This is a genomic window from Stenotrophomonas sp. SAU14A_NAIMI4_8 (assembly GCF_003086695.1).
Lineage (GTDB): Bacteria > Pseudomonadota > Gammaproteobacteria > Xanthomonadales > Xanthomonadaceae > Stenotrophomonas.
The window spans coordinates 1231986-1244249 of sequence record NZ_CP025999.1; the positions used below are offsets into that span (position 1 = coordinate 1231986).

7 protein-coding genes are annotated in these 12264 nt (G+C 66.6%); 4 read left to right on the forward strand and 3 right to left on the reverse strand.

Annotation, left to right across the window (positions count from 1 at the left end):
• Positions 1–158 precede the first annotated feature (158 nt).
• The 4 genes from C1930_RS05710 to C1930_RS05725 all read left to right on the forward strand — a co-directional run bounded on the left by C1930_RS05710 (position 159) and on the right by C1930_RS05725 (position 6126).
• A complete protein-coding gene (locus C1930_RS05710) occupies positions 159–2351 on the forward strand; it encodes a Six-hairpin glycosidase-like protein (RefSeq protein ID WP_108771271.1) in 2193 nt (730 codons plus the stop codon).
• Positions 2348–3835: an MFS transporter gene (locus tag C1930_RS05715; RefSeq protein ID WP_108748862.1), complete on the forward strand. Its 1488-nt coding sequence runs from the start codon at positions 2348–2350 to the stop codon at positions 3833–3835. Before C1930_RS05710 ends, C1930_RS05715 begins: the two co-directional genes overlap by 4 nt.
• Positions 3835–5550 (forward strand): alpha-amylase family glycosyl hydrolase, encoded by a 1716-nt coding sequence (locus C1930_RS05720; protein ID WP_108771272.1) that lies wholly within the window; start codon positions 3835–3837, stop codon positions 5548–5550. The genes C1930_RS05715 and C1930_RS05720 overlap by 1 nt, the downstream gene beginning before the upstream one ends.
• Positions 5551–5745: 195 nt before the next feature.
• The gene (locus C1930_RS05725; RefSeq protein ID WP_108752423.1) at positions 5746–6126 is read left to right on the forward strand and encodes an SseB family protein; all 381 of its coding nucleotides are present in this window, start codon (positions 5746–5748) and stop codon (positions 6124–6126) included.
• 222 nt (positions 6127–6348) lie between these two features.
• Here the strand turns inward: C1930_RS05725 and C1930_RS05730 are convergent, their stop codons facing one another.
• From C1930_RS05730 to C1930_RS05740, 3 genes are all read right to left on the reverse strand, one after another.
• Positions 6349–9924: a M1 family aminopeptidase gene (locus C1930_RS05730; RefSeq protein WP_108771273.1), complete on the reverse strand. Its 3576-nt coding sequence runs from the start codon at positions 9922–9924 to the stop codon at positions 6349–6351.
• Positions 9925–9936: 12 nt separating this feature from the next.
• Positions 9937–10836: an ABC transporter ATP-binding protein gene (locus tag C1930_RS05735; RefSeq protein ID WP_108771274.1), complete on the reverse strand. Its 900-nt coding sequence runs from the start codon at positions 10834–10836 to the stop codon at positions 9937–9939.
• A gap of 225 nt (positions 10837–11061) precedes the next feature.
• A complete protein-coding gene (locus tag C1930_RS05740; RefSeq protein ID WP_108771275.1) occupies positions 11062–12093 on the reverse strand; it encodes a LacI family DNA-binding transcriptional regulator in 1032 nt (343 codons plus the stop codon).
• Positions 12094–12264 lie beyond the last annotated feature (171 nt).

Sequence of the window (12264 nt, forward strand, 5' to 3'; positions counted from 1 at the left end):
TACGTATGCAACTGGACGCAGGCCACGGCGCCGCGTCTACCATGGGGCAAGGCACCTTGAGGGAGGGGCCGCGCCCGCGCACCGGTTCCGGTGGCGCGGACCCACAACGGTGCAGAGAGGGAGGGAGGTCGACGGGCGCAAGCCGGTCTGCCGCTTCGATGCTGAAGATCATTTGCCTGACGGCTGCCCTGGGGGCAGCGCTGGGAACGACCGCGCACGCGGCCGACCTGGAATTCAACGGCCGCCACGCGCGTGCCGAAACCGCTGCCAAGGGCAGCTTCGTGCTGCACGCGCCCAAGGGCGAGGTGCGCATTGCCGCCGCGCCCATGCGCAGCCAGACCGGCAGCGTGATGTTCGATGCGCTGTTCGCCCTGGCCCAGCAGGAAATGGACCAGGACCGCGTGGACGCGATCCGCGATCCGGCCTTCGATGAAGGCCGCCCGGTGCCCTGCGACTGCTTCCAGACCGGCGCGCGCTGGCCGTACGTGTGGACCCGCGATGTCAGCTTCGCCGCCGACCTGGCCCTGGCGAAACTGGACCCGCAGCGCACCCGGCAGTCGCTGCAGTTCAAGTTGTCGGCGGCGCGCGATGGCCATACCCCTGGCCTGTTCGTGGCCCAGGACACCGGCTCGGGCGGCAGCTGGCCGATCAGCAGCGACCGGGTGGTGTGGTTCCTGGCCGCGCGCCATCTGCTGGATGATGCGGCCTTCGCCGATCAGGTCTGGCAGGCGCTGCAGGGCACGTTGGCGCAGGACCGGGCGATGGTGTTCGACCCGCAGATGGGCCTGTACCGCGGCGAGACTTCGTTCCTGGATTGGCGCGAGCAGACCTACCCGGATTGGACGCGGGAGAACGTGCGCTTCATCGGCGATTCCTACGCGCTGTCCACCAACGTGCTGCATTACCAGGCCCTGCGCCTGGGCCAGCAGATGGCCGCGCAGCTGGGCGATGAGCGCGCCGAGCAGTACAAGGCCTGGGCCGATGCGCTGGCGCTGCAGATCGATGCACGCTTCTGGCGCCAGGACATGGGCCAGTACATGAGCTACATCGGCGAAGCGGCGCACCCGGTGCCGTACGCCAAGGTGGACCTGCTGGGCCTGTCGCTGGGCATCCTGGCCGACGTGCTGCCCGCCGAGCGCGCACAGCGTGCGCTGGCCGCTTACCCGATGGGGCCGGCCGGCAGCCCGGTGGTGTGGCCGCAGGAAGCGCAGCAGCCGATCTACCACAACCGCGCCATCTGGCCGTTCGTCAGCGCCTATTCGCTGCGCGCCGCGCGCAAGCTGGACGATGCACCGCGCATCGCCGCCGAGATCCGCTCGCTGATGCAGGGCGCGGCGCTGGCCGGTTCCAACATGGAAAACTACGAACTGGTCAGCCAGGCCGTGCATGTGGACGAAGGCGCGCTGAGCGGGCCGGTGGTCAATTCCGAGCGCCAGCTGTGGTCGGTGGCCGGCTACCTGGCCATGGTCACCGAAGGGGTGTTTGGCGTGCAGGATGATGGCAGCGTGCAGCCCAAACTGCCGGCCAGCCTGGTGCCCGAACTATTCGGCAAGCAGCGCCGCATCACCCTGGACGCCAACGGCAAGCGCTACGTGCTGGAGCGCCCGAAGCAGGTGGGTGATGGCCTGCTGGTGGCCGGCAAGGTGAAGACGCGCGGCACCACCACCACGGTGCAGCTGGTGGCCGCGCCGTCGCGCGCGTTGCCCGCCAGCACCGCCGATGCCAACGCGCGCGCGCCGGCCACCCCGGCCGCACCGCAGGCGCGGCGCAGCGGCAAGGGCTGGACCGTACCGGTGGCCGAAGGCCAGGTGCTGTGGCAGGACGGTCGCGCGCTGACCGCGATCAGCAAGGGTGTGGCGCGCATCGGCGATGACGGCCTGCAGCACTGCCTGAGCCTGACCCGCCGCGACGGTGCGCTGGAATCGCTGCACAGCCCGATGCTGTGCGTGGGCCCGCAGCAGGTGCTGCGCGGCGCGCGCCAGTGGCAGTTCACGGCGGCCAAGGCCGGGCTGGTGCGGCTGCGGCTGCAGTACACCAACCCCAATGGCCCGATCAACACCGGGGTGACCGCTGCGGTGAAGCAGCTGGCGGTGCAGTGCGCCGGCCAGCCCGCGCAGCGCCTGACGGTGACCCTGCCGCACAGCGTGGCCGCGCAGGATTCCACCGCCGCCACCTTCAGCGTGCCCAAGGAACGTTGCACGGTGAAGCTGGAAGAGGGCTTCAACATGAGCGCGCTGCAGCACTTCGCGCACTACACCGGCGGCAAGGGCGGGCGCGATGGCGTGCTCAACCAGGCCCAGGTGCAGGCGCTGAAGGTGGCGCCGGTGGCCGCAGTCGAGGGTAGCCGATGAGCCGTCCTGCCAAACCGCAGTTGTCGTTCTGGCAGATCTGGAACATGTGCTTCGGCTTCCTCGGCATCCAGTTTGGTTTTGCCCTGCAGAATGCCAATGCCAGCCGCATCTTCGAAACGCTGGGTGCGGACATGGAGTCGGTGCCGGGGCTGTGGATCGCCGCGCCACTGACCGGTCTGCTGGTGCAGCCAGTGATCGGTTACCTGTCCGACCGCACCTGGACGCGTTGGGGGCGACGCCGGCCGTTCTTCATGATCGGCGCGGTGCTGACCACGCTGGCGCTGCTGGTGATGCCCAATTCGCCCACGCTGTGGATCGCCGCCGGCACGCTGTGGGTGCTCGATGCCTCCATCAACGTGTCGATGGAACCGTTCCGCGCGTTCGTGGGCGACCAGTTGGCACCGCGCCAGCGGCCGACCGGCTACGCCATGCAGAGCTTCTTCATTGGCGTGGGCGCGATCGTGGCCAGCTTCCTGCCGTTCATCCTGGCCCACTTCGGCGTGGCCAATACGGCGGCCGCCGGCGAAGTGCCGGACACGGTGCGCTATGCGTTCTACTTCGGTGCCGTGGTGCTGCTGGCAGCGATCACCTGGACCGTGGTCAGCACGCGTGAGTATTCGCCCACCGAGCTGGCCGGCTTCGATGACGCCGAACCACCGGCACACCACGCCGCGGCCGCAGTGAACGGCCCCGCGCCGTGGTCGCAGGTGGCGCTGTGGCTGGGCGTGGGCCTGCTGCTGGCGGTGCTGATCGCCTGGCGCCAGGGCGACAAGATGCTGTACGTGCTGGCCGGCCTGTGTGCGGGCTACGGCCTGCTGCTGGCGGTGGCCCGCTCGCTGCCGGGCACCCACATGCTGGCGGCGATCGTCGACGATCTGCGCGCAATGCCCATCACCATGCGGCGCCTGGCCTGGGTGCAGTTCTTCTCGTGGTTCGCCTTGTTTGCCATGTGGATCTACACCACGGCCGCAGTGGCCGGCACCCACTTCGGCTCCACCGATCCGCAGTCGGCCGCCTACAACGAAGGTGCCAACTGGGTGGGCGTGCTGTTCGGCGCGTACAACGGCTTTGCCGCGCTGGCCGCGCTGGTCATCCCGTTGATGGTGCGTGCCGTGGGCCTGCGCTGGAGCCATCTGGTGAACCTGTGGCTGGGCGGCGCCGGCCTGATCTCGCTGATGTTCATCCGCGATCCGCACTGGCTGCTGCTGTCGATGGTGGGCGTGGGCTTTGCCTGGGCGTCGATCCTGTCGCTGCCGTATGCCCTGCTGTCTGACAGCGTGCCGGCCAGGAAGATGGGTGTGTACATGGGCATCTTCAATTTCTTCATTGTGATCCCGCAGTTGGTCGCGGCCAGTGCGCTGGGCTTTGCCCTGCGCGCATGGCTGGGCGGCCAGCCGATGCACGTGCTGGTGCTGGGCGGCTGCAGCCTGCTGCTGGCAGGTGTGTGCGTGCTGCGGGTTCCGTCGCGTTCGGAGGTGGTGTGATGCGTGCTGTGTTGCCTGTTGCTGTCTGTGTAGCCCTGTTTGCTGGCCAGGCCGTGGCCGCGCCGCGCCCGGCGTATGTCGGCACCACCGAGCCGTTCGCCAGCGATGCGGTGTACTTCGTGGTGACCGATCGCTTCGTCAATGGCGATCCATCCAACGACCACCGCGACCAGGGGGGCAAGCACCGCACCTTCGATATTCCGGTGCCGTGCCCGGACAAGGTGGATGGCAACATCGGCTACCTGGGCGGTGACTTCCGCGGCGTGCTGGACAACGCGCAGTACATCCGCAACCTGGGCTTCGGTGCGGTGTGGATCACTCCCATCGTCGACAACCCCGACGAAGCCTTCACCGGCAGCAAGGCGATCAGCTGCACCAGCACGCTGACCGACCGCGGCAAGACCGGCTACCACGGCTACTGGGGCATCAACTTCTACAAGCTCGACGAGCACCTGCCCAGCAAGGATCTGGATTTCGCCGGCCTCAACAAGGGCCTGCACGATGCCGGCCTGAAGGTGGTGCTGGACATCGTCGGCAACCATGGTTCGCCGGCCTGGACCATGCCCAAGCGGCAGCCGCAGTTCGGCCAGATCTTCGACAAGGATGGGAAGCTGGTTGCCGACCACCAGAACCTGCCGCCGCAGAAGCTGGACCCGCAGCACAACCCGCTGCACGCCTTCTACAACAACATCGGCCCGGTCGACAGCAAGGACGGTTCGATCTTCGACGGCAACCTGGCCGAGCTGTCCGACTTCAACCAGAACAATCCGGCGGTGATGGATTATCTGGTGGGGGCGTACCTGCAGTGGACCGCGCAGGGCGTGGATGCGCTGCGCATCGACACCATCGGCTGGCTGCCACACCCGTGGTGGCATGAATTCGTCAGCCGCATCCGGGCGCAGCACCCGGGCATGTTCATGTTCGGCGAAGCCTTCGATTACAACGCGGCCAGCATTGCCGAGCACACCTGGCCAGCCAATGCCAACGTCAGCGTGCTGGATTTCCCACTGCGCGGCGCGATGGAGCAGACCTTCGGCACCGCCGGCAAGGGCTTTGAAACCCTGGCCGAACCGCTGCACCTGAGTGGCGGGCCGTATGCCAACCCGTACGAGCTGATGAGCTTCTACGACAACCACGACATGCCGCGCCTGCAGGCCAGCGACAACGGCTTCATCGACGCGCACAACTGGCTGTTCACCGCACGCGGCATTCCGGTGGTCTATTACGGTTCGGAAACCGGCTTCATGCGCGGCCGTGCCGAACATGCCGGCAACCGCGCCTACTTCGGCCAGCCGCGCGTGGACGCCGCGCCGCAGAGCCCGATCTTCGCGCCGCTGCAGCGCATCGCCAAGCTGCGCGAAGCCACCCCGGCCCTACAGCGCGGCTTGCAGGTGAACGAGCGCCTGCAGGGCGATGAAGCGGTGTTCCTGCGCGTGCTGCAGCACGGCGATGTGGCGCAGACGGCGCTCGTGCTGCTGAACAAGGGCGATGCGGCGAAGACCTTCAGCGTGGAGCGCTACCTGCAGGCCGGCACCTGGCGCGAAGCGCTGGGCGGCGGCGAACTGAAGGTGAAGGGCCGGCTGCAGACCGAAGTACCCGCACACGGGGTGAAGGTCTACGTGCTGGATGCGCCGGTGAAGCAGCCGGCGCTGCAGGCCGAACTGGACAAGGCCATGGCCGACCAGCAGGCGCGGGACCAGCGGCTGGGGCGCTGAGGGCGCCGCCGGGCATGGCCCGGCGCTACCGTTTTGGTAGGTGCCAACCCTGGTTGGCATGCCCGCTCTGGTAGGTGCCAACCTTGGTTGGCACGCCCGCTCTGGTAGGTGCCAACCTTGGTTCGCACGCTCTTCGAGCAGTCGAGCAAGCTCGACTCTACAATGGGGGCCCCCCTGATTGCCTGCCGTACCGCCATGACCGACCTTGCCCCGCAGACCCCGATTGAAACCCTGCTGAAGGCGGCCATGGACGGTGCCGTGCCGATCCGTGCCTTCATGGAAGCCTTCGTCGCCTCCGAGGTGGTGCTGCTGACTGGCAGCCTGGTCACCCCCGACGGCAGCGGCTTCGACCCGCTGCTGTTCGACAAGCAGGGCACCCTGCACGTGGCGGTATTCACCGATCCTGCGCGGGTGGGCATCTACAGCCAGCAGGCGCCGCACCAGATCCGCTGGCGGATGCTGGACGTGCTGCGCCGCGTACCCGGCGGCTACGGCGTGGTGATCAACCCCGGCACCCCGCTGGGCTTCGAGGTTTCCCCGAGCGGCGTGGGCGAGATCCTGAAGGACTTCGCGTAGCGTCGAGCTTGCTCGACTGCTCTGGCTTTGCTTCGTAGAGTCGAGCTTGCTCGACTGCTCTGCGCAAAGCAGTCGAGCAAGCTCGACTCTACGGGTATGAGGCGCACAGCAGTCGAGCAAGCTCGACTCTACGGGCAGGAGGCGAACGGCAGTCGAGCAAGCTCGACTCTACGGGTATCGGGGTGACGGAGGTGCCGGTCGCTGCCGGCACCTCCGTGGTGATCACATCGTGACCTTGCGCCGGTTGTCTTCGCTCACCCGGTCGATCAGCTTGTTGTACGGGTCGAACCCGGCTTCATCCGGCCTGGCGTCCACGGTCACCGTGATCGTCGGCGTTTCAGCGGTAATGTGGTGGCGCTGCAGGTACAGCACTTTTTCATCGCGCTCCTTGCCCGATGTCCCCTGCGCGAACACGCCGATCTCCATCCAGTCATCCATCGCCGCGGGGGTCTCCTTGCCTTGGCCGTCGGCATGGGACTTGGCTGCGTGCAGCTTCAGGGTCACCTCGTAGCGGCCGTCATCGCGCCGGCGCGCGGTGGCCGCCAGCAGACGGTTGTCGTACAGCGTGATCTTCTCGAACAGGTCGGTCACCACCTGTTGGCGGTCGGCAGGGGTTTCCTGGCGGATGTAGCCCAGCAGTTCGCGCGAGGTGGTGTAGGGCGGCTGCTGGTAGCCCTTGTCCTGCAGGAAGCGCTTCAAGGCACGGTTCAAGGCCTGCTCACCAATCTCCTCGCGCAGCCGGTAGAACGCCAGCGAGCCCTTGCGGTAGTGGATGTACTGCTGGTTCTCCACCCGTTCCAGCGGCAGCTCTTCGATACGCTCACCGCCACGGCCGGACAGATAGCTGTCCAGCTCGTCCTTCAGGAACTGGCGCATGTGCCCGCGACCGTATTCCTGTTCCATCACCATCAGCGCCGAATACTGGGAAAGTGATTCGGACAGCACCGTAGCGCCCTGCACGTTGGCGCCGATCACCTGGTGTGCCCACCATTGGTGTGCAACTTCGTGAGCGGTGACATAGAACACGTAGTCCACTTTGTCCGGGTTGCGCAGGTCGGCGATGAAACCGATCGACTCGGAGTAGGGGATGGTGTTGGCAAAGGACTGGGCAAAGCTGGAATACCCCGGGAACTCGATGATGCGGACCTGGCGGTGCTGGTACGGGGTGAAGTTGGCCTCGTAGTACGCCAGCGACTTCTGCACGGCCTCGATCATGCGGTCCACGTTGTAGGCGTGGGCCGGGTCGAAATACACCTCAATCGGAATGTCCTTGTACATGCCTTTCTTTACCTGCCAGCGTGCGGACAGGTAGGCATAGAAGTTCAGCATCGGGCGATCCATCGCGTAGCTGAAGCAGCGGCGGCCATCGACCACGGCTTCATGCTTCAGATAGCCCGGTGCCAGTGCGACCTGGTCGGGTGCAGTGCAGATGGTAGTGCGGAAGTCGAGCCAGTCAGCGTCATTGGAGACGTAGGTGTTGGCCCGTGCCGCTTCGTCTTCCAGCTTGGGCATGCGGGTTGGCTCGCCCAGCCCACGCTTGCGCCGTTCGTTGCGATCCTGCAGTTCGCTGTCCTGGTTGTAGCCGAACGACGGCAACAGGGTGCTGTTGAAGAACGTGCCGTTTTCCACGATCTGGCTCTGCGCCTGGCCTGAGGTGATGCCTGTGGGGTGCTGCTCGACGCGGAAGTGGAAGCGCCGTTCCTCGCCCGGCTGAAGGGGCGTGGCCAGGTGATAGATACGGTAGCCCAGGTCCTTGTCGTGGAAGCCAAGCGTCTGCCCGCCCAGGTCCACGCGCTGCAGATGGCGGTCATCGCCCATCGACAGGTGCACGTCACTGATCGGCGTGGCGTGGGTGTTGCGCACGGTCCAGTCGGCATCGATAGTGACCGACTGCGTTTCAGGGTGCAGGTCAACCCGATTGTCCACCGCCACGATGCGCGGTTGTGGCAGGCTGCGGTACCTGGACAGCTCACGCTCGTAGCGAGCACGAAGGTCGCGCTCCTGGTCCGGCGAGCGGAAGTCGTTGCGGATGTTGGTGCTCCAGTACAGCCAGCCACCCAAGGCAACGAACGCCAGCAGCGAGGCGGCCAGCCCCGCACCGGTGGGCCCGCGCAGACGGCGCCCGGCCAGGGCCAGGCGATCACGCAGGCTGGCGCCGACACCGCGCACCCAGAAGGCAGAGGCCAGGCACAGCAATGCCACCAGCAGCAGTGCCCAGTACGCCTGGAATGCGAGCTGCCCGGGCAGGAAGTGGCCGAAGCCGTTCATCGCCGAATAGGGCGCATTGGGCCAGCTGCCGAAGTTGTACAGGTTCTGCGTGTAATCCAGCATGGCCAGCGCGACCTGCGCGACCATCACCACGATCAGCAAGGCATAGCCGAAGAACTTGTTGTTGGTCAGCACCTGCAGCACCAGCGCCATGCCGCCCATCAGCACGTAGAACACCGAGCCGAGGGCCAGCGTCTTCAGGTACAGCAGTGGTTCCAGGTGGGTGTAGCCCTGGGCCAGCTGCAGCACCATGGAAACGAGCGCGCCGATGGCCTGGAAGCAGGCGATGACCACGATCAGCGTGCTGAACCGGGCCAGCAGCGGCACCCAGTTCGGTACCGGCATGGCATCTGTCACCTCGTTCAGGCGTGCGCTGCGTTCTTTCCAGACCAGCTCACCGGAGTAGAACAGCACGATGATGACCAGCAGCCAGCTGTAGGCGCCCTGCAGGGCCGCCAGCATCTCCGGGGTGACCGGCCAGATGGGCGTGCCATACATGGTGCTCTGGTTCAATGCGCCGGGGATGAAGTTGGCCATGCCCAACACCAGCAACACGATGAAGGGAACCCCGCGCAGCACGCCCCATGTGTCAAAGCGCACCTGGCGCAGGTACTGGTGCCAGGCGGTCAGCGCGCCGAAGCCGGGGCGGACGCGCGGTGCCACGATCCGCGCCGGGCGGTGGTCGCTGCTGGCAATGACCGCCTTGCGACCCCAGCGCTTGCGGCCGCTGCCGCTGCGTTCGGTGCGGAACAGAGCGAAGGTGGCGGCGAACAGGGCGATGGCCACGCCCAGCCACAACGCCCGGTTGGCCAGCAGGTAGCTGCCCACCTCGGGCAGCTGTGTGTTGCTCTGCTCGGCTGCCCAGTAGCGCACCGTGCGCCCGAGCGCACGCATGCCCAGCGGCTCGGACAGCACGGCAATCCACGTATTGTCGATGTCGCGCAGCAGCGATGCGCTGACCCCGTACAGCACCAGGTAGCACACCAGGCCAATGTAGACCCACAGGATCGAGCGGGTCAGTGCTGCCAGCAGTGCCAGCAGGGCGGTGGTGAACACCACGTTGGGCAGCACGATCCAGGTGAACGCCCAGGCATAGCTTGCCAGGGAAACCGGCCCGACCCGGGCCTGGTCCACCCACGGCATGAACGGTGCCAGGAAGATGCCCAGCGCAATGATGGCGTACACCAGCAGGCTGGCACAGAGCGCTGCCAGCAGGCGCCCGGCCAGATAGTCGCGGCGCTTGATCGGGCTGGCAAAGATCAGCTCGGCGGTGCCGAGGTCGAAATCGCGCAGCAGTGCGGTGCTGACGAACAGCGTGGACACGAGCATGCACAACATGGTGAAAATGCCCATGAAGCGGGCAATGACGATGGGGGCGTTGCGGTGCACGTTGCCCAGGCTGCCGCCGATCTGCACGGCTTCGGACGAAGCGGCGGCAAAGGCCAGGGCGGCGAACAGCAGTGCCAGCAGCCACAGCAGTGGCGAACGCAGCTGCTCGCGCAGCTCGAAGCGGAAGAAGGTCAGGATCATGGTCTACTCCGCTCAGGCCGCGCGGGCACGCGCCTGCAGGCGCAGGCGCTGGAAGTAGACATCCTCAAGATCGGGGGCCACTGCACTGAAGCCGTCGCCGGGGTCGCTGGCGCTGTGCACATGGATCACCGGGCGCCCGCCCACCAGGCGCGAGGACAGCACCACATGGCGCGCCTCGTGGTCGGCCAGTTCGGAAGGATCCACCTGCTTGCGCCAGACCTGGTGCTGCAGGGCATCGATGGCATCGACAGGGCGCCCTGTCAGCAGCACCTGGCCTTTGTTCATGATCGCCATGGTCGGGCACAGATCGGTGACATCTTCCACGATGTGGGTGGACAGGATCACCGCTACGTTCTCGCCGATGGCCGCCAGCAGATTCAGGAAGCGGTTGCGCTCTTCAGGGTCCAGGCCAGCGGTGGGCTCATCCACGATGACCAGGCGCGGATCACCCAGCAGTGCCTGGGCAATGCCGAAGCGCTGGCGCATGCCGCCGGAGTAGGTGCCCAGCTTGCGCTTGCGTGCGTCCCACAGGTTCACCTGCTGCAGCAGGCCGTCCACCACCTCGCGGCGCTGGGCGCGCTGGGTCAGGCCCTTCAGAACCGCGAAATGATCCAGCAGGTCCAGCGCGCTTACTTTCGGGTACACGCCGAAATCCTGCGGCAGATAGCCCAGGCGGCGGCGCACGGCGTCCTTGTCGCGCAGCACATCAATGGGGGATTCGCCGGGAATGCTGAGGGTGGCCGATCCGCTGTCAGCTTCCTGCAGCGTGGCCAGGGTGCGCATCAGCGATGACTTTCCCGCACCATTGGGGCCCAGCAGCCCGAACATACCGCGCGGAATGTCCAGCGACACGGCATTGAGGGCGTGCACGCCATTGGCGTACGTCTTGGACAGCGAATCGATCTTCAGCATGCGACGTACACCCATTCCTTGTGTATGAACGTCGTTTATCGCGCTGAATGGGTGCGGGGGGAATCCCCCGTTGGTCATGGGTGGCCCGTAGCCGGGGGCGTCCAGCTTGCTCGACTGCCCTGGCCTGGGCTTTGTAGAGTCGAGCTTGCTCGACTGCGCTGCGCACGACAGTCGAGCAAGCTCGACTCTACCAAGGGGCCAGTCGACCAAGCTCGACTCTACCGGTTACCGGTGCAGCGAGGATTCGCGCGCGACCAGCTTCACCGGAATGCTCAGGCCATCGACCGGCTGGCCGTTGATCAGCGCCAGCAGTTTTTCCACCAGCAGCTGCCCGGCCTGCTTGGTGTCCTGCTGCACGGTGGTCAGCGGCGGCGATACCGAGGCTGCCAGCGGAATATCGTCGAAGCCGGTCACCGCCACGTCCTGCGGCACGCGCAGGCCGCGTTCGCGCAGGGCACGCAGCGCGCCAATGGCGATCAGGTCGCTGGCCGCGCAGATGGCATCGATCGGGCCGCCGCTGCCCAGCAGCTGCAGGCAGGCCTCGTAGCCGGAGGCTTCGGTGGTGATCGCATCGTGCTGCAGGCCGGGCTCGGCCGTCAGGCCGCGTGCCTGCAGCGCCGCCACGTGGCCGCGATAGCGCTCTTCGAATTCGGGGTAATGGCTGGACGCGTGGCCGAGGAAGGCGATGCGGCGGCAGCCCTGGTCCAGCAGATGGGCGGTGATGTCATGCCCGCCCTGGAAGTTGTCGCTGCCGATCGATACCCCGGGCTGGCCGGGCAGGGCCGCGCCCCAGCGCACGAAATGGGTGCCTTGTTCCACCAGCCGCTGCAGGCGGTCGCGCGACTGGTGGTAATCGCCGTAGCCCAGCAGGATGATGCCGTCAGCCTTGTTGCTGTCTTCGTAGTCGGCCTGCCAGTCGGTGGACAGCTGCTGGAAGGACACCAGCAGGTCCTGCCCGTGCAGGGCGCAGGCGCGGGTGATCGAGCCCAGCATGGAATGGAAGAACGGGTTGATCAGCGAGTCATCGTTGGTGGGATCTTCGAAGAACAGCAACGCCAGCGTGCCGGCATTGCGCAGGCGCAGGCTGGAGGCGTTCTTGTCGACCTTGTAATTCAGCTCGCGGGCGATGCGCAGGATGCGCTCGCGGGTTTCCGCATTCACCATTGGGCTGCCACGCAGGGCGCGCGACACCGTGGGCTGGGACACCCCGGCCAGGTGGGCGATGTCCAGGGAAGTGGCTTTGCCTTTGATCGTCATTGTCCGGGTGGGGAAGAACGGGCGGTGCAGGACGCATGATGCCATGCGGTGGGCCCGGCCGAGACAGGCGTTGGCCCGGTCGTGACCGTGCCGCATCTGCCATGGCCGTGGCGCAGCTCGCGCGCTGCGCCGCTGTCTCCATCGAACCGGGCCGATTGCGCGCTGGGCAGG

Coding starts and splice junctions, on each gene's coding strand:
- C1930_RS05710 (WP_108771271.1), top strand. CDS start 159: ATGCTGAAGATCATTTGCCTGACGGCTGCCCTGGGGGCAGCGCTGGGA.
- C1930_RS05715 (WP_108748862.1), top strand. CDS start 2,348: ATGAGCCGTCCTGCCAAACCGCAGTTGTCGTTCTGGCAGATCTGGAAC.
- C1930_RS05720 (WP_108771272.1), top strand. CDS start 3,835: ATGCGTGCTGTGTTGCCTGTTGCTGTCTGTGTAGCCCTGTTTGCTGGC.
- C1930_RS05725 (WP_108752423.1), top strand. CDS start 5,746: ATGACCGACCTTGCCCCGCAGACCCCGATTGAAACCCTGCTGAAGGCG.
- C1930_RS05730 (WP_108771273.1), bottom strand. CDS start 9,924: ATGATCCTGACCTTCTTCCGCTTCGAGCTGCGCGAGCAGCTGCGTTCG.
- C1930_RS05735 (WP_108771274.1), bottom strand. CDS start 10,836: ATGCTGAAGATCGATTCGCTGTCCAAGACGTACGCCAATGGCGTGCAC.
- C1930_RS05740 (WP_108771275.1), bottom strand. CDS start 12,093: ATGACGATCAAAGGCAAAGCCACTTCCCTGGACATCGCCCACCTGGCC.